Consider the following 17,588-nt stretch of genomic DNA (forward strand, 5'->3'; position numbering starts at 1 on the left):
GCAGGTCAGCCCTGGTACGGCTTCCTCGGCTGGTACGGCTCAAGCCGTACCACTGTCACTGCCCTGGTACGGCTCAAGCCGTACCAGGAATCCAAGCCGTACCGCACCTGACCAGGCAAAACGAGGCTGGTACGGCTGGTACGGCTTACCCCCTCAGCACCGACAACCGACCACGACAAAACCGAGGAGAGCTCATGCGCATCGCCGCCGCCGACAGCACGACCCGAAGGGCTCACCACCGATGGCCACGCCGCGCCGACACCTCACCATCGCCGAACTCTGCGACGAACTCGCCGTAGCTCGCTCGACCTTCTATGAGTGGCGCGCCAAGAAGCGCGCGCCCCGCTGCATCAAGCTCCCGAACGGAGAGATTCGCATCCGCCGAACCGACCTCGAAACCTGGCTGGACAACTGTGAGGAGGCCGCCTGATGGACACCACGTACGACGTCAAGATCTGGAAAGTCGAGCGGCGAGCTTGGAAGTCGAAGACGAGCTACCGCGTCGTGTGGTTCGTCGCCGGCGTTCGGTTCGGCGAGACGTTCGAGACGAGCGCTCTGGCCGATAGCTTCCGCTCAGACCTGGTTGCCGCATCCCGCCGTGGCGAGGCTTTCGAGCGCACTCAGGGTCTCCCGGTCTCGAAGCTCCGGCAGGAGAACGAGATGCCGTGGTTCGACTTCGCGTGCAAGTACATCGACATGAAGTGGCCACGGGCCGCCGGGAAGTCGCGCGCCGGAAACGCTGACGCACTCGCCAGCGTGACGCCGGCACTGCTCGCGACGACCCGTGGCGCTCCGGACGGCAAGACGCTCCGGCGGGCGCTCACCGGATGGGCGTTCAACACCAAGCGCCGCGACGAGCCGAAGCCGCGCGATGTGGAGCAGGCGTTGAAGTGGCTCAAGACGAACACCGCGCCGGTGTCGAGGCTCAATGACAAGGCCGTTCTTCGGGAGGTGCTGGAAGTGTTGTCGCTCAAGCTCGACGGAAAGCAGGCCGCCGCGAAGACCGTCAACCGAAAGCGCGCTGTTCTGTTCAACGCGCTGGAGTACGCCCACGAACTGAAGCTGTTGACCGCGAATCGACTTTCCGAGGTGAAGTGGACGGCACCGAAGACGGTTCGGGCCATTGATAAGCGGGTGGTCATCAATCCGCAGCAGGCAAGGAGCCTGTTGTCCGAAGTGGAGGCACAACGGATCGAGGGACAGCCGCGCCGGTCGTCCGGGCCGATGCTCGTGGCGTTCTTCGCCGTCATGTACTACGCGGCTCTCCGGCCGGAAGAGGCGGCGATGCTGCGGAAGGCGGACTTGCAGCTCCCCGAGGAGGGTTGGGGTGAGTTGCTGTTGTCGGAGACCGCGCCGATCACCGGCGCGGCCTGGACGGACAGCGGGAACGTCGCGACCGCAGGCAGCTCAAGCAGAGGGGAAAGGGAGAAGTCCGCACGGTGCCGTCGCCACCACCGCTGACGGCGATCCTGCACACGCACCTGACCACGATCGGCACGGCGGCCGACGGGCGGCTGTTCCGGAACCTGACTGGTGGAGACCTGGCCGAATCCACGATCGGCCGGGTCTGGGACAAGGCGCGTAAGGCGGCGTTCTCGGACGACGAGTACGCCGCTCCGCTGGCAAAGCGTCCCTACGACCTCCGTCACGCCTGCGTGTCGACCTGGCTGGCCGCTGGGGTGCCCTCTACCCAGTGTGCGGAGTGGGCCGGCCACTCAGTCGCCGTCCTGCACCAGATCTACGCCAAGGTCATCGCCGGCCTGGAGTCGGCGGCCCACGACCGCATCGAGAAGGCGCTCGACTGGCAGGGCGACGAAGCTCCGAGACGCGGCAGCGCGTAGCGAGGAGAGTGTCTTAGCTGCGGACAGTTCCAGATACTTTCGAAATTTCCGGGTCGGTCCTTGGCTGGACTTTGCTGGCCAGGGACCGACCCGACGCTCGTGGAAACTGAGTATCGGGATTGAATGCAGGTGGCTCGGCATGAAAGTTACTTTGCATGGTTGGCGCGATAAGTTCTAATAAGGGCTATCGTGGCAAATGTGACTGTTGCTTGAAAAATGATAATCAGTGCCCCCATGGTGTGACTCTGATACTCAAGGGGTTTGTTCCATTTTAGCGTTGCAGGCGCGTCGAGAAGTGGGATCGATTTCGCGAATTGCCAAATGTAGAGAGAGGCAACCTGCACTGCTGGCAATTGATATGCGTCGCCGACGTTGTCGAAGGGGATATGCAGAGACATGGTTTGGTATGCAAACAGCTGCAAGGATGTACTTGTGAACGTTGCGGAGTAGAGTATCGGGCCAAACCATCGAAGGAGTGCTAGTCGGTCTATCAATGCAGTGCGCCTGGCGCGACTGAGTAGCTGAATTGAGCCGATGATCCAAGCGAAAGGCCAGACCCATATAGGGGGGACATGTTCTATAGTATGAGGGCGGGTGAAGAGCATTGCTGGGGCAGATCCGGCGAAAAATACGACAGCGAAACCCCACTTGTCAAGCATTTCGATTGCGGCGTAGACCTTGTGGGCTGTCCATTTCCCGAAGATCTGCCAGTAGGCCCTTGTCGCAAAAAACACTACTGGAATCAGTATCCAGTCACTCATTCCTCTTATTATAAGTCTCGCATCTCCTCCAAAAAGGCTGGCCGTACCTCGAAGTGCCGTGAAGATGATAATCGAAACGACTATATCTCGTAAAAATGGGAGTAGGGTAAATGGGCGATTGAAACCTAACTCCTCTGTTAGAGTAGGCTTCGAATTTTGACGCTTCTTCTTTTTGCTCATCTGAGACGACCTGTCGCGAGGTTGATAACTAAGATCGCACTCTTGAGGAGCAGCCAGCTTGTCAAGTTAGGTCTGGCAGCACCCGTTGCTTCGGCAGTCGTAGATGCCCGTCGTCGTGTTACGGGACGACGGTGAGCTAAGGCGAGTGTCCCGGGTCCGGGGAAGCAAGTGATTCGTGAAGGATCGTTCGCGGACGGTGACCGAACGTTGGCCAAGCGATTTCAGGCTGGTCGCCCGGGAGTCGTGGTCCGGCGCCAGATCCGACGTCGAGGTAGTCGTTGCCTGCGTCGGCCTCCTCGACCGCATCGAAAGGCGCTCGACTGACAGGCGACGACGGCTCGAAGCGCGGGGGCGCATAGGGGGTGGAGGGCCGTAGACGGCCGGACAGCCCCGGACACCGCCGGACCGAACGAGATCAGCCCCTGACCGGATAACGCCTGGTCAGGGGCTGATTTCTGCTGGTGGGCCACTGTGCCCCCGGTGAGATTCGAACTCACACTGGACGGGTTTTGAATCCGTTGCCTCTGCCAGTTGGGCTACGGGGGCGCGATGCGGTAACCCTACGGGATCACCCGTTCCGGCCGGTGACCGGGGCCGGGGTGTCATGCTGGCCACTTCGTGGTGAACGCCATCTCTTCTTCTGGATCGTTCCCGGTAGGCTTCAGGTTCGCGGGAAGCCGCGAGACCCACCGTCCCGCCGAGTCTTCAGGAGGACCCCGGTGACCGATCAGGCTACCGAGGCCAACGTGCCGCAGCGTCGGGTGCTCGTCGCGGAGGACGAGGCGCTCATCCGGCTTGACCTCGTCGAAATGCTGCGTGAAGAGGGCTATGAAGTGGTCGGGGAGGCCGGGGATGGCGAGCAGGCCATCTCGCTGGCCACCGATCTGAAGCCCGACCTCGTGATCCTCGACGTCAAGATGCCCAAGCTCGACGGCATCGAAGCCGCGGCGAAGATCACCGGTGACCGGATCGCCCCCGTGGTCATCCTCACCGCCTTCAGTCAGCGTGACCTCGTCGAACGCGCCCGGGATGCCGGGACCATGGCCTACCTCGTCAAGCCCTTCGCCAAGCGGGACCTCGTGCCCGCCATCGAGCTCGCCGTGAGCCGGTTCTCCGAGCTGCAGGCCCTCGAGGCCGAGGTCGCCGGGCTCACCGACCGGCTCGAGACGCGCAAGGTCATCGACCGCGCCAAGGGCCTGCTCATGAGCCGCCAGGGCCTCACCGAGCCCGATGCCTTCCGCTGGATCCAGCGCACTGCCATGGACCGCCGGACCACCATGAAGGCCGTCGCCGAGGCCGTGGTCGAGAGCATCGGGAGCTAGCCGAACCCGGCGGCCGGCGGGCAGAATCACGAAGGTGAAACTGCTCCCGGCCGTCGTCGCTCTCATGCTCCTGACCGGCTGCGAAGCCGCCCCGAGCACGCCCGCGCCCACCACCTACGAGCTGCCGCCGCGGCAGGTCCGGCCCGACGAGACCGCCCTCAAGCTGCCGCCCGCGAAGAACGGCGACACCGAGTTCGACCTCATCGGCCTCGCTGCCGGACTGCCCAGCATCACCGGGAGCCACGCCGAAATGCTCCCCAAAGGCCAGTACGTGCGCCTGCGGCTGGTGATCACCAACACCGGCACCTCGAGCGTCCTCTTCGACACGAAGCGCCAGCTCCTGGTCGACGACCGGGGCGACACCCACCCGTCGGACGAGCAGGCCATGCTGATCAAGCGCCAGCCCGCCCAGTTCGACCTCGGACACGGCGTGCGCGTCGAATTCGACCTCTACTGGGACATCCCCAAGGACCGGAAGCCGGTCGCGGTGAAAGCCTTCGGCGGGCCCACCATCACCGACATGAAGAACGCCAACGGCACCGACATCAAGCTATGAGAAAGGGGGCCCGGCGCCGAAGCGCCGGGCCCCCGAAAACAACACTCAGACGCCCAGGTCGCCACCGAGGTAGGCGGCCCGCACCTTCGGGTCGTTGAGCAGCTCCGCCCCGGGCGCGCTCTGGACCACGCGGCCCGTTTCGAGCACGTACGCCCGGTCCGACAGCTTCAGCGCCTGCTGGGCGTTCTGCTCCACCAGCAGCACCGTCGTGCCGCGCTTGTTGATCTCGCGGATGATGTCGAAGATCTGCGCGATCAGCATCGGCGCCAGGCCCATCGACGGCTCGTCGAGCAGGAGCACCTTCGGCTTCGTCATCAGCGCGCGGCCGATGGCGATCATCTGCTGCTCGCCGCCGGACATGGTGCCGCCGAACTGCGTCTTCCGCTCCGCGAGCCGGGGGAACAGCTCGTAGACCTCGTCGAGGTCGGCCTTCAGGTCGTCCTTGCGGGTGTAGGCACCCATCAGGAGGTTCTCCTGCACCGTCATGCCGGGGAACACGCCCCGGCCTTCCGGCGACTGGCCGATCCCGAGCAGCACGCGCTTGTGCCCCGGGGTCTTCGAGATGTCCTGGCCGTTGAACAGGATCCGGCCGCTGGTCAGCGGCCGCAGCCCGGAGATCGTCTTGAGCGTCGTGGTCTTGCCGGCGCCGTTGGCGCCGATGAGGGAGACGATCTCACCCTCGCCGACCTGGATGCTCATGCCCTTGAGGGCCGCGATCTTGCCGTAGTGGACGTTGATGTCCTCGACCTCAAGAAGCATCTTCGGACACCCCCAGGTACGCCTCGATCACCTTCTGGTTGTTCTGCACCTCGTGCGGCAGCCCTTCTGCGATCTTCTGCCCGAAGTCGAGCACCGCCAGCCGGTCGCTGATGTGCATGACCAGGCCCATGTCGTGCTCGATGAGCAGCACCGTGCGGCCGTCGTCCCGGATCTTGCGGATCAGCGCCTGCAGGCCGTTCTTCTCCGCCGGGTTCATGCCCGCGGCCGGCTCGTCGAGCAGCAGCAGCTTCGGGTCGGTCGCGAGCGCCCGCGCGATCTCCAGCCGGCGCTGGTCACCGTAGGAGAGGTTCTTCGCGACGTTGTGCTCCACCCGGCCGATGCCGACGAAGTCGAGCAGCTCCCTGGCCACCTCGCGGCCGTGCTTCTCCTCCTTGCGGTGCCACGGCAGGCCGAGCGTCGCGCCGATCGCACCCGTCTTGTGGTGCGCGTCGACGCCCACCATGACGTTCTCCAGCGCCGTCATGTTGTGGAACAGCCGGATGTTCTGGAACGTCCGGGCGATGCCGCGCTTGGTGACCTTGAACCGCTTCATGCCGTCGATGCGGTCGCCGTCGAAGCGGATCTGGCCCTCGGTCGGCTGGTAGACACCGGTGATCACGTTGAACACCGTCGTCTTGCCCGCGCCGTTCGGCCCGATCAGGGCGAAGATCTCGCCTTCGTTGATGCTGATGTCGACCTCGCGCAGGGCGGTCACGCCGCCGAACCGCATGGTCACGTTGTCGATTTCGAGCATGGCGTTCACTTGACGACCTCCGCCGAAGCGTCGGAATCGGGTCCGGCCACCTCGGCACCCATGGCACCCATGCCGCCGGTCCCTTCCCGTAGTTCGGCCTTGCGCTGCCGCGACGGCAGCAGGCCCTCCGGCCGCAGCGCCATCATCAGCACCAGCACGAAACCGAAGATGAGGATGCGGTACTCCGACAGGAACCGGAACCGCTCGGGCAGCCACGCGATCACGAACGCGCCGAGGATGACCCCCGGCAGGTTGCCGGAGCCGCCCAGCACGACCGCGGCCAGGATGGTCGCGGACAGGATGAACGGGAAGTTGTTCGGCTCGATGAACACGGCCTTGCTGGCGTAGATCGTGCCGGCGAAGCCACCGATCATGGCGCCGATCGCGAAGGCGAGCAACTTGAACTTGAACGTCGGCACGCCCATCAGCTCGGCCGCGTCCTCGTCCTCGCGGATCGCCGCCCACGCCCGCCCGACCCGGCTCTTGTGGAGCCGCACCGAGAAGACGATGACGAGCACGATCGCGAACAGCATCAGGTAGTAGTACGGCGCCGGGTCGAGGAAGAACTCGACCCCGAAGATCGGCTCCGGGTGCGGGACGTTCGTGATGCCGCGGGCCCCGCCGATGGCGTCGGTGTTGTTCGCGGTGATCCGGACGATCTCCCCGAACCCGAGCGTCACGATCGCGAGGTAGTCACCCCGCAGCCGCAGCGTCGGGGCGCCGAGGATGACGCCGGAGATCGACGCCAGGAAGATGCCGAGCACCACCGTCGGCCAGTACGACCACCCGTACGACGTGCCGATCGACGCCCAGGTGTAGGCGCCGATCGCGAAGAACGCGACGAAGCCGAGGTCCAGCAGGCCGGCGTGGCCGACGACGATGTTGAGGCCGACCGACAGCAGGATGTACGTGCCGACCGGGAAGATCAGCACCGTCGTCCAGTCCGAGTCCGGCGACATGAACGACCCGATCCAGGGAGCGGGCAGGATCAGCGCGAACACGATCAGGGCGAGGTAGACGCCATAACGCTGCCAGTGGGGAGCGTCCGCCCACCAGTCCCGCATCCCGTCGATGGGGTGGAACCCGCTGCGCGCGGGCTTTCCGTTGCTGGTAGCCACTTCTTCGCCCTTCATGCGCGTGCCCGCTGCAGCGATTCACCGAGGATGCCGGTGGGCCGGAACATCAGGACCAGCACCAGGACGACGAACGCGGTGACGTCCTTCCAGGCCGAGCCGAGGAAGATGGAGCTCCAGTTCTCGACCAGGCCGAGCACGATCCCGCCGAGCAGAGCGCCGCGCAGGTTGCCGATACCGCCGAGCACCGCGGCGGTGAACGCCTTGATGCCGAGCAGGAAGCCGATGCGGTAGTCGGTGTTCTCGTACTCCATGACGAACAGGGCGGCCGCGACACCGGCCATGGCCCCGCCGAGCAGGAACGTGATGCGCACGATCCGGTCGATGCTGACACCCATCAGCACGGCGGCCTCGGGGTCCTGCGCCGTGGCGCGGATACCGCGGCCGATCCGGGTGCGGCTGACCAGCTGGTCCAGCACGACCATCACGATGACCGCGCCGATGATCACGAAGACGTGGTCGGTGCGCACGACGCCGTTGCCGATCCGGAACAGCTCCTCGTGCGGGACGAACCGCGGCGCGGACTGCTGGACGCGTCCCGGCTTGTCGAAGAGCCAGGGGATGATCTTGAGGCCGAACGCCTCCTGGAGGAACAGCGAGGCACCGATCGCCGAGATGAGGGCGGCGAGGCGGGTCGCGCCCTTCTTGCGCAGCGGCCGGTAGGCGAGCTGTTCGAGCACGATCGCCGAGCCGCCGGAGACCAGTGCGGACGCGACGATCAGCAGGAGCAGGATGCCGATCATCGAGAAGATGGTGAACGGCGCGGTGGGCGCGATCGTGACGAGGATGAACAGGGACGTCATCGTCCCGATCATGAAGATTTCGGAGTGCGCGAAGTTGATGAGCCTCAGCACGCCGTAGACCATCGTGTAGCCGAGGGCGATGAGGGCGTAGATGGAGCCGGCTACCAGGCCGCCGATGGTGCTGCCCAGAAACTGGCTCTGCAGATCTTGGAACATGACGTAGTTGCCTTACCTGACGGGGCGAGGATGGTCGCCACATTGGCGGGGAGCGGGGGTGCTGTGGCCGTCCACAGCGCCCCCGCTCCCGTGAGGTGTTCCGCTAATCCGTCAGCCGTTGATCTTGGCCTCGGTCGACGCGCCGAGGTTCTTGATGACCCCGCCGACGACCTGGTAGACGTAGATCGCGTTGGTCTGCGGCTCGCCGTTCTCCTTGAACTTGACCTGCTTCGACGCGCCCTTGAAGTCTTCCGTCTTCAGGAAGTCGTTGATCTTCTCACCGGTGGTGTTGCCGGCCTTGACCGCGTTGATGATGGCGGTCGCGGCGTCGTAGCCCTCGGTGGCGTAGATCGCCGGGTCGACGTTGAACTTGGCCTTGTACTTCGCGGCGAAGTCGTTGCCGGGGGCACCCGGGTCCGGGATGTTGCACGGGCAGCCGACGACGGCGCCTTCGGCGGCCGCGGCACCCGCACCGGAGACCAGCTGCGGGTCGAGCGAGCCGTCACCAGTGGCGAAGATGGCCTTCACGCCGCCGTCGCGGAGCTGCTTGAGCAGCCGGCCGCCCTGGGCGTAGTAACCACCGAAGGTGATGACGTCCGGGTTGGCGGCCTTGACCTTCTGGACGGTCGAGGAGTAGTCCGACGCGTCCTTGGCGAACTTGTCGCGCTCGGTCGTGATGCCCTTGTCCTTGAAGGTCTTCTCGAAGGCGTCCGCCAGGCCGACGCTGTACTCCTGGTCGTCCGAGATGACGTACGCGTTCTTCGGCGACTTCGCCGTGATGAGGAAGTTCGCGATGGCCGGGCCCTGGTCGTTGTCGTTCGCGACGACGCGGTGCCAGTACTTCCAGCCGTTGTTCGCCAGGCCCGGGTTGGTCGCCGACGGCGACACGCTCGGGATCTTGCCCTGCTCGAGGACGCCGCCGACGGCCTTCGACTCACCGGAGAACGCCGGGCCGATCAGGGCCGTGATCTTGTCCGTCCCGATGGCGGTCTGCACCAGCGAGGTGGCCTGCTCCGGCTTGCCCTGGCTGTCGTAGTTCTTCAGCTCGAGCTTCACCTTGGGGTTCGTGGCGTTGTACTCGTCGATGGCGAGCTTGGCGCCGTTGTTGGGCGGGATCACGATCCCGGAGTTCTCCCCGGTCAGGTCGCCCATGAACCCGATCTTCAGCGTGCTGCCGTCACCACTGTTGCTGGACGAGCCGCCACCGGCGCAGCCCGCCAGCGCGAGCGACGTCGCCGCTGCGAGGGCGAGAACCCGTCCAAAACGCACTCCTGACACCGACTACCTCCCATGACCAACCAGCCGCCGGTAGGCGTTGCCCCCGACACAGGGGCTAGGTTAGGGCAGGAAGATATCCCTCTCGCCCATCATGTGCACAGGCGGCCTCACTACTCTGTGTCCACATCGTGACGATCGCAACCGACACGAATTGCACGAAAAGCCGAACGACGTTTCGTTACAGCCCGCCGCTGGTCACGTAGCGATACTAAGTATCCGGGCTCGTTCTGCGAATGGGTGACAGCCGTGTTTCCGCGGTATGTCATCGGCCATTTCGGCGGCCGGTGCGTGGCCGGTTTCCCGGCGATCCGCTGTTCACCCTGGCGAGGGTCCTGGCGAGCGGGCACCGCCGTAGGGATGCACCTTACGTCCGGTTCGGGCGGCCGATCGGACCAGCCCCCGGTGAAGTCTGCCCGAACGGCCACAACCACCGGTTGTCGTGGGCACCGGAACGGCTGTTGGACCCGCACCCCGCCCCGGCTGTTCGCTGGAAGCAGCCGAGAGACAGGGAGAGAAGGATGCGGGAAGCGATCGAGGGCGTCGCGGCGGGCGTGCCGTTCGTGGCGCTGGCACCGGCGGACCCGGCCGCGCCGGCGGCGCTGCTGGCGGGCTGGCACCTGATGGAGGAGCCCTCGAGCGAGCGGGCCTTCGCCGAAGCGGTGCCGATGACCGGGCTGCAGGCGTGGCGGGTGTACCTCGGCCTGCCGCTGACCGGGGCGCGGCTGCCCGAGGGCGGCCCGGCCGAGCTGTTCCGGCTCGCGAGCGAGGACGCCGTGCTCAACGTCTTCGAACCGGTCACCGGACAGGCGGCCGCGGAGTTCCCCGCGGCGCTGGCCGAGCTGCGGGACCGGCTGCCGGGCGCGGCCGGCCCGCTCGGCGTCTTCGGCGGCTCGGCGGGCTCGCTGGTGGCCCTCGAGGTCCTCACCCGCGGGGACGTCCCGGTCGAGGCCGCCGCGGTGGTCAGCCCGGTCGCGCGGCTGGCGCCGGTGATCGGCCGCAACGAGCGCCTCTTCGACGTCACGTACCCGTGGACGCCGGAATCCCGGGCCGTCGCCGACCGCTACGACTTCGTGCGCCGGGCCGGGGAGCTGACCGCGCCGCTGCTGCTGGTCGCCGGGGCGGACGACGACGTCGCCGTGCGCGAGCCCGCCGAAGCGCTGCGCGAGAAGCTGGGGACCGAGCTGGTGACGGTCGACGGGATGGCGCACGAGTTCCCGCCGGGGACCCCGGCGGCGAAGGCCGTCGACGCGGCCTTCACGGGGTGGTTCGCGCCGCGGCTGCGAGCTTGAGGTCGTCCGCCGGCAGCCACGCGTGCTCCGGGTCGTAGGCGCACCAGTCCTCTTCACGGCTGGTGCGCCCGGCCAGCGCGAGCAGCCGCCGCAGCGCCGGGCCCGCCTTCCCGCGCCGCCAGACCAGCGACCACGGGAACAGCGGGGACGGTTCGAACGGCAGCACCTTCAGGGTGAGGTCGGGCGCGAGCTCCATGTCCGCCCCGGCGAGGGTGACGCGCCGCTTGCCGTAGCGCGTCTGCTCCAGGGTGTGCCGCAGGTCGAAGCTGACGCCGGAGTCGTCGACCGGCACGCCGAACCGGGCGCACAGCTCCTCGAGGTAGGACAGCCACTCGGCCGGGCCGCGCAGGCCGGGCAGCCAGATCCCGTCGGCGCGCAGGTCGTCGAGCCGCAGCACGTCCTGCACGGCCAGCGGGTGCTCCGGGGCGAGCAGCGCGACCAGCGGTTCGAGCCGGACGACCCGGTGCTCCAGCTCGTCGGGCAGCGGCCGGCCGATCCCGCTGACCCGGCCGATGGCGACGTCGAGCTCGCCGGTCAGGAGCGGCTCGATCGCGCTCGCGAACCCGCCGCCGGCGACCCGGTCGATCCGCAAATCCGGGTCGCGCGCGGCGAGCCGGCGCAGCAGGAAGAGGGGGGAGAGCCGGTAGTCGACGACGTCCAGGCGCAGCGGCCGGTCGTCGGCGCCCATGGCGGCCACCGCCGCGTCGGCCACCCGCACCAGCTCGCGCGCGTGCGGGAGGAACCGCTCGCCGTCGGCGGTCAGCTCGACCGAGCGGTTCGTGCGCAGGAACAACGGTGCCGAAAGCGTGTCCTCGAGCTTCCGGATCCGCTTCGACAGCGCCTGCTGGGTGAGGAACAGCGCCTGGGCCGCCCGCCCGAAGTGGCGCTGCTCCGCCGTCACGACGAACGCCCGTACCTGGGCGAGGTCGAGGTCCACCCGCTCAGGCGCCCGGCGGGCGGTCCCGGACGACGCAGGTGAGCCGGGCGGTGCAGGTCCGCCTGCCCTCGTCGTCGGTCAGCACGATCTCGGCGGTGATGGTGCCGCGGCCGACGTGCAGCGGCGTCGCGACGCCGGTGACCGTGCCTTCGCGGACCGCTCGGTGGTGGGTGCAGGACAGCTCCAGCCCCATCGCCGCGCGGCCGGGGCCCGCGTTCAGGGCGGCGACCGTGGAACCCAGCGCTTCGGCGAGCACGGCGTTGGCGCCGCCGTGCAGCAGGCCGTACGGCTGGAGGTTGCCCTCGACCGGGATCGTGCCGACCACGCGTTCGGCCGTCGCCTCCAGGAGCTTCATGCCGACCTTGTCGTTCAGCTGCTGGTCGGCTGCCGCCGGGTCGATGCCCGACAGCCGCTCCACGTCGATGGGGGCGGCACGTTCCGTCACGCAAAGCTCCTGTTCCTATGCGACACGTAAGAGTGTCGGACCCTCAGCCTAGACTCGGCCCCGTGAGCCCGAGTGAGAAGACGACCGTTGCCAACGCCACAGGAACCACCGCTGTCGCCGAGCGGCCGAAGCTGCTGCTGATCGACGGCCATTCGATGGCCTACCGCGCGTTCTTCGCGCTGCCCGCGGAGAACTTCAAGACGAAGACCGGGCAGGTCACCAACGCGGTCTTCGGGTTCACCTCGATGCTCATCAACCTCCTGCGCGACGAAGCGCCGACCCACCTGGCGGTGGCGTTCGACCTCTCCCGCAAGACCTTCCGCTCGGAGACCTACGCCGACTACAAGGCGAACCGCAGCACGACGCCCGACGAGTTCCGCGGCCAGGTGGACCTGGTCAAGGAGGTCCTCGACGTGCTCGGCATCCCGTCGCTGGTCAAGGAGAACTACGAGGCCGACGACATCATCGCCACGCTCACGACGCAGGCGACGGCGGACGGCTTCGACGTCCTCATCTGTACCGGTGACCGCGACGCGCTGCAGCTGGTCACCGAGCACGTCACCGTGCTCTACCCGAAGCGCGGCGTTTCGGAGATGACCCGGTTCACGCCGGACGCCGTCGAGGAGAAGTACGGGCTCACCCCGCGGCAGTACCCGGACTTCGCCGCGCTGCGCGGCGACCCGTCGGACAACCTGCCGAGCATCCCGGGCGTCGGCGAGAAGACCGCGGCCAAGTGGATCAAGCAGTTCGGCTCGCTCGGCGACCTGATCGACCGCGTGGACGAGGTCAAGGGCAAGGTCGGCGACGCGCTGCGGGCGCACCTGTCGTCGGTCCAGCTCAACCGCCAGCTGACCGAGCTGATCCGCGACGTCGAGCTGGAGATCGCGCCGTCCGGGCTGGAGCTGCGCCCGTGGGACCGCGAGGCGGTGCACGCGCTGTTCGACGAGCTGGAGTTCCGCGTGCTGCGGGACCGGTTGTTCGCGACGCTGCAGAGCGCCGAACCGGAGGCCGACGAAGGCTTCGAGGTCTCGGGGTCCGCGCTCGCGCCCGGCGCGCTCGCGGCGTGGCTCGAGGCGCACGCCGGGGCGGGGGAGCCGGTCGCGCTGAGCTTCCGCGCGGTCGGCACGTCGGTGCGGTCCGACCTGCGGGCGGTCGCGTTCGCCGCGGCCGACGGCGAAGGCGCGTACGTCGACGTCACGGCCATGGACCAGGCCGACGACGCCGCGCTCGCCGCGTGGCTCGCCGACCCGGCGATCCGCAAGACCGGCCACGACCTCAAGGTGCCGCTGCACGCGATCCGCGCCCGCGGCTGGGCGCTCGCCGGGCTCGCCATGGACACCGCGCTGGCCGCGTACCTCGTGCGGCCCGGCCAGCGCACGTTCGAGCTGGACGACCTCGCGCTGCGCTACCTGCACCGCGAGCTGCGCTCGGAGACCGACGGCGGCGACGGGCAGCTGTCCCTGCTCGACGGCGGCGCGGAAGGCCTGGAGCAGAAGGAGATCGACGAGGAGCTGGTCAAGGCCCGCGCGATCTTCGAGCTGGCCGGCGCGCTCGAGAAGGAGCTCGAGCAGATCGGCGGCGCGCGGCTGCTCGCCGAGCTGGAGCTGCCGCTGCTGGAGGTCATCACCGAGCTGGAGATCGCCGGGGTCGCCGTCGACCTCGAGCAGCTGACCACGCTCGAAGCGCACTACCTCTCGCGCGTCACGCAGGCCGCCGAAGCGGCGTACGAGGTGATCGGCAAGCAGATCAACCTGGGTTCGCCGAAGCAGCTGCAGGTCGTGCTGTTCGACGAGCTCGGCATGCCGAAGACCAAGCGCACGAAGACCGGTTACACCACCGACGCCGAAGCGCTGCAGGGCCTGTTCGAGAAGACCGAGCACCCGTTCCTGCAGCACATGCTGGAGCACCGGGACGCGACGAAGCTGCGCACGACCGTCGAGGGCCTGATCAAGTCCGTCGCGGACGACGGCCGGATCCACACCACGCTGCTGCAGACCATCGCGGCCACCGGGCGGCTGTCGTCGACCGAGCCGAACCTGCAGAACATCCCGGTCCGCACCGAAGAAGGCCGCCGCATCCGCGACGCGTTCGTCGTCGGCGAGGGCTTCACCGAGCTGATGACCGCGGACTACAGCCAGATCGAAATGCGGATCATGGCGCACCTGTCGAAGGACGAGGGCCTGATCGAGGCGTTCAACTCCGGCGAGGACCTGCACACGTTCGTCGCGTCGCGGGCGTTCTCCATGCCGCCGGAGGAGATCACGCCGGAGCTGCGCTACCGCGTGAAGGCGATGTCGTACGGGCTGGCGTACGGGTTGTCGGCGTACGGGCTTTCGCAGCAGCTGCGGATTTCCACCGAAGACGCCAAGTCCCAGATGGAGGCGTACTTCGCCCGCTTCGGCGGCGTGCGCGACTACCTCCACTCGGTGGTCGGCGAAGCGGCGAAGTGCGGGTACACGGAGACGATCTTCGGCCGCCGCCGCTACCTGCCGGACCTCAACAGCGACAACCGCCAGCGCCGCGAGATGGCCGAGCGGATGGCGCTGAACGCCCCGATCCAGGGGAGCGCGGCGGACATCATCAAGGTGGCGATGCTGAACGTCCACCGCGCGCTCGTCGAGGCGAAGCTCAAGAGCCGGATCCTGCTGCAGGTGCACGACGAACTCGTGCTCGAGGTCGCCGAGGGCGAGCGCGAGCAGCTGGAGCAGCTCGTGCGCGACGGCATGGGGTCGGCCTACGACCTCGCGGTGCCGCTGGAGGTCTCGGTCGGCTACGGGCGGTCCTGGAACGAAGCCGCGCATTAGGTTCACGCTCCGCCACGACCCGGATCACCGGGTCGTGGCGCGGGTGTACTCGGGCGGCCGTCGTCGGGTGCCGGTCGGCGGGGCAAAGCTGTTTCCCATGGCCAGTGACTTCCAGCGACGCAAGATCTCGACCGTGTTCGGCGCGATGGACGCCGATGCCGACGGCTACCTGACCGAGTCCGACTTCCGCGCGCTCACGGCGAGATGGCTCGCCGTGCGCGGCACCGACGCCGGCACCCCCGAGGGCGGGAAGCTCGCCGCGATCATGATGGGCTGGTGGGCGACGCTGCTCGACGCGTCCGATCGCGACCGCGACGGCAAGGTGACCCTCGACGAGGTTCTCTCCGTCGTCGACGAGCTCCCGAAGATGCCGGGCGCGGTCACCGGCACGGCGGCGGCGATGTTCGAGGCGGTGGACGAAAACGGCGACGGCACGATCTCGGCGGCCGAGTACGGGCGCATGATCGAGGCGTGGAGCGGCACCGGTGTCCCGGCGGACGAAGCGTTCGCGCTGCTGGACACCGACGGCGACGGCCGGCTGTCCCACGACGAGTTCACCGGTCACTGGTACGAGTTCTGGGCCGGCGACGACCCCGCGGCGGCCGGCAGCTGGGTGTTCGGCCGCGTCTAGCAGCGGACTGTTTTTCCGACGTCTCTGACGGAAATACTCACCGGCGCACAACACCGTTCGGCGTTCCTACCAACGGAGGACTCCGTTCGGGTGAGCCATTACCGCTGGGTAGGGAGGTCGGCGCCCACCCGGGAGCGATCACGGCGTAGGGTCCGCCGAATGGGGTTCGAGCGTGAGCGACGACGCTGGCGGGTCCGGCTGCACGACGAACTCGGCCGGGTGTGCGGTGCGGGCACGGTGCTGGACGAATACCACGTCCTCACGAGCGCGCACGTCGTCGAAACCGCCGGGGGGCCGCGGTCCGCGTTGAGCGTCGACTTCGTCGGCCTGGCCGAGGCGATGCCCGGCCCGGCCACCGTCGTCGAAGGCTGCTGGGTGCCCTCCGACGGCGGCGGCCGCGGCGATCTCGCCGTGCTGCGCCTCGACCGCCCCGAGTCCCGCGTCTTCCGCGCGCCGCTGCACCGCATGCCGCTCGGCGAGCACCAGCTGGTCCGCGCCTTCGGTTTCCCGCCGGGCTCGGTCGGCCGCTGGACCCACGCCCGGCTCGGCGGCCCCGAACACCCGGGCGGCCCCGGCGGCGAGTGGGTCCGGCTGTTCCGGACGGCCGAAGCCGAACCGCTCGGCCCCGGCTTCGGCGGTACGGCGGTGATCGACGAAGCGACCGGGCACGTCGTCGGCGTCGTCGTCGGCAAGGACACCGGGACGTGGATGATCCCGGTCGAGACCATGCTCGGGCACCTGCCGCAGCTGAGCATCTGGACCTCGGGCAGCCCGGCCGTCGACGCCAGTTTCTCGCGCCCGGTCGGCGAAGCCGTCGACGTCTCCTTCGTGCAGAGCGTCGCTGACTGGTTCGCCAAGGCCGAGCCCGGCACGGTCTGGGTGGTCGACACCGGCGAAGCCGGGTCGCCGGTGGCCGCGGCGCTGCGGTTCGGGATCGTGCTCGCCGACCGCGAACGGTCGCTGGGCGTGCCCGGCCTGCCGCCGGCGCTCGGGCAGATGCCGCCGGCGGGCAGCGTCGACCTCGCCGTCGACGCGACCGGCCGGACCGCCGACGCCGTCCGCCACCGCATCGCCGACCGCCTCACCACGGGAGTCGCGGGCCGCACCCTCGTCGTCGACGCGATCGACGACTCCGCCGAACCCGACCGGCTCGTCGGCGAAGTGCTGGCGCCGCTCGCGGGCCGCGCGGCCGAGCTCGGCATCCGCCTGCTGCTCGGCTTCCGGGAGGAGTCCTCGCCCGGGGTGGCGGCGATCCGCGCGGGCACGCTCGGCGCCCGCCCGGCGCCCGACGACCTCGCGGGCCGGCTCGACGTGCTGACGCAGTCGGTGGAGGAACTGGCCGAGATCGAGGCCTACCAGCTGAGGGTGGCGACGCGGTTCACCGGCGTCGCGATGCTCCCGGCCCGCGCCCAGCGGCTGCGCGCGGCGTTGAAGCAGCTGCGGTCGGCCGAGGTCGACGGCGACGCGGAGTGGGTGGAGAAGCACATCGACGGCCACGAGCACGCGGTCGCGCCGGCGGTCGAGGACGGCCGCCGCCAGCGAGCGGTCCTCGACGGGCTGGTGGCCCGCCGCGAGGAGCTCCGGGCGCGGCTGGCCGCGGACAACGAGCTGGCCCGCGAGCACGGCCTCGACGGCGACCCGGAGCTGGAGCAGGCGTACATGCCGGCGAAGAGGTTGCTGATCGACGGCCCCTGCGAGCTGACGGCGGCCGCCACGGCGGTCGATACGTATGCGGCGGCGGTCCGGGCGCGGCTCGAAGACCGCCCCTGAGCAAGCCTCGGGCGCCGAAACTGTCGGTCCCGGCCGGTAGAGTAGAGAACGGGGGGCGCCCCGGCGGGCTTGCGTTGATAGCCGCGCTTGACTTGCCCGGCGGTCTGCCGGTGCTGGAAGCACCCACCACCCCGACGCCCGATTGTGACTACGGCCGGCGGTACCGGGT

15 protein-coding genes, 1 tRNA gene and 1 pseudogene are annotated in these 17,588 nt (G+C 68.3%); 8 read left to right on the forward strand and 9 right to left on the reverse strand.

The window, feature by feature from the left end; all coding sequences use genetic code 11:
• Positions 1-241: 241 nt before the first annotated feature.
• Both ACWEVP_RS48640 and ACWEVP_RS48645 read left to right on the forward strand, forming a co-directional pair.
• Entirely contained in the window at positions 242-430 is a 189-nt protein-coding gene (locus ACWEVP_RS48640; RefSeq protein ID WP_452069417.1) for a helix-turn-helix transcriptional regulator, read from the forward strand.
• A pseudogene (locus tag ACWEVP_RS48645) lies at positions 430-1,841 on the forward strand (tyrosine-type recombinase/integrase). The gene ACWEVP_RS48640 and the pseudogene ACWEVP_RS48645 overlap by 1 nt, the downstream one beginning before the upstream one ends.
• A gap of 146 nt (positions 1,842-1,987) precedes the next feature.
• Here ACWEVP_RS48645 and ACWEVP_RS48650 read toward each other — a convergent pair.
• A complete protein-coding gene (locus tag ACWEVP_RS48650; RefSeq protein WP_452069418.1) occupies positions 1,988-2,602 on the reverse strand; it encodes a hypothetical protein in 615 nt (204 codons plus the stop codon).
• A 652-nt stretch (positions 2,603-3,254) separates the two neighbouring features.
• Positions 3,255-3,328, reverse strand: a tRNA-Leu gene (locus ACWEVP_RS48655).
• A 173-nt stretch (positions 3,329-3,501) separates the two neighbouring features.
• Between ACWEVP_RS48655 and ACWEVP_RS48660 the strand changes: the two genes are divergently transcribed.
• The gene (locus ACWEVP_RS48660; protein ID WP_004559041.1) at positions 3,502-4,104 is read left to right on the forward strand and encodes an ANTAR domain-containing response regulator; all 603 of its coding nucleotides are present in this window, start codon (positions 3,502-3,504) and stop codon (positions 4,102-4,104) included.
• Between the two features lie 64 nt (positions 4,105-4,168).
• Complete coding sequence (locus ACWEVP_RS48665) at positions 4,169-4,660, forward strand: hypothetical protein (RefSeq protein ID WP_452069450.1); 492 nt, start codon at positions 4,169-4,171, stop codon at positions 4,658-4,660.
• A 45-nt stretch (positions 4,661-4,705) separates the two neighbouring features.
• Here ACWEVP_RS48665 and ACWEVP_RS48670 read toward each other — a convergent pair whose 3' ends face one another.
• From ACWEVP_RS48670 to ACWEVP_RS48690, 5 genes are all read right to left on the reverse strand, one after another.
• Positions 4,706-5,419, reverse strand: a complete 714-nt coding sequence (locus tag ACWEVP_RS48670) for an ABC transporter ATP-binding protein (RefSeq protein ID WP_452069419.1) — start codon at positions 5,417-5,419, stop codon at positions 4,706-4,708.
• Positions 5,409-6,173, reverse strand: a complete 765-nt coding sequence (locus tag ACWEVP_RS48675; protein ID WP_452069451.1) for an ABC transporter ATP-binding protein — start codon at positions 6,171-6,173, stop codon at positions 5,409-5,411. The genes ACWEVP_RS48670 and ACWEVP_RS48675 overlap by 11 nt, the downstream gene beginning before the upstream one ends.
• A gap of 5 nt (positions 6,174-6,178) precedes the next feature.
• A complete protein-coding gene (locus tag ACWEVP_RS48680) occupies positions 6,179-7,306 on the reverse strand; it encodes a branched-chain amino acid ABC transporter permease (RefSeq protein WP_452069420.1) in 1,128 nt (375 codons plus the stop codon).
• Entirely contained in the window at positions 7,303-8,265 is a 963-nt protein-coding gene (locus tag ACWEVP_RS48685) for a branched-chain amino acid ABC transporter permease (RefSeq protein ID WP_176171421.1), read from the reverse strand. Before ACWEVP_RS48685 ends, ACWEVP_RS48680 begins: the two co-directional genes overlap by 4 nt.
• Before the next feature lie 111 nt (positions 8,266-8,376).
• Positions 8,377-9,534 (reverse strand): branched-chain amino acid ABC transporter substrate-binding protein, encoded by a 1,158-nt coding sequence (locus tag ACWEVP_RS48690; protein ID WP_452069421.1) that lies wholly within the window; start codon positions 9,532-9,534, stop codon positions 8,377-8,379.
• 527 nt (positions 9,535-10,061) lie between these two features.
• Here ACWEVP_RS48690 and ACWEVP_RS48695 point away from each other — a divergent pair.
• Positions 10,062-10,832 (forward strand): alpha/beta hydrolase family protein, encoded by a 771-nt coding sequence (locus ACWEVP_RS48695; protein WP_452069422.1) that lies wholly within the window; start codon positions 10,062-10,064, stop codon positions 10,830-10,832.
• On the opposite strand, the gene ACWEVP_RS48700 is transcribed toward ACWEVP_RS48695, so the two are convergent.
• Together ACWEVP_RS48700 and ACWEVP_RS48705 are read right to left on the reverse strand one after the other, a co-directional pair.
• A complete protein-coding gene (locus ACWEVP_RS48700; RefSeq protein ID WP_452069423.1) occupies positions 10,798-11,769 on the reverse strand; it encodes a LysR family transcriptional regulator in 972 nt (323 codons plus the stop codon). The genes ACWEVP_RS48695 and ACWEVP_RS48700 overlap by 35 nt on opposite strands.
• 4 nt (positions 11,770-11,773) lie before the next feature.
• Positions 11,774-12,214 carry a hotdog fold thioesterase gene (locus tag ACWEVP_RS48705; RefSeq protein WP_452069424.1) on the reverse strand — a complete coding sequence of 147 codons (441 nt, stop codon included), beginning with the start codon at positions 12,212-12,214 and terminating at the stop codon, positions 11,774-11,776.
• Between the two features lie 62 nt (positions 12,215-12,276).
• Between ACWEVP_RS48705 and polA the strand changes: the two genes are divergently transcribed.
• From polA to ACWEVP_RS48720, 3 genes are all read left to right on the forward strand, one after another.
• The gene (gene polA, locus ACWEVP_RS48710; RefSeq protein ID WP_452069425.1) at positions 12,277-15,018 is read left to right on the forward strand and encodes a DNA polymerase I; all 2,742 of its coding nucleotides are present in this window, start codon (positions 12,277-12,279) and stop codon (positions 15,016-15,018) included.
• A gap of 97 nt (positions 15,019-15,115) precedes the next feature.
• Complete coding sequence (locus tag ACWEVP_RS48715) at positions 15,116-15,649, forward strand: EF-hand domain-containing protein (protein ID WP_452069426.1); 534 nt, start codon at positions 15,116-15,118, stop codon at positions 15,647-15,649.
• A gap of 159 nt (positions 15,650-15,808) precedes the next feature.
• Positions 15,809-17,419 (forward strand): trypsin-like peptidase domain-containing protein, encoded by a 1,611-nt coding sequence (locus ACWEVP_RS48720; RefSeq protein WP_452069427.1) that lies wholly within the window; start codon positions 15,809-15,811, stop codon positions 17,417-17,419.
• The last annotated feature ends 169 nt before the right edge of the window (positions 17,420-17,588 follow it).

This window comes from Amycolatopsis sp. NPDC003865 (assembly GCF_053605345.1).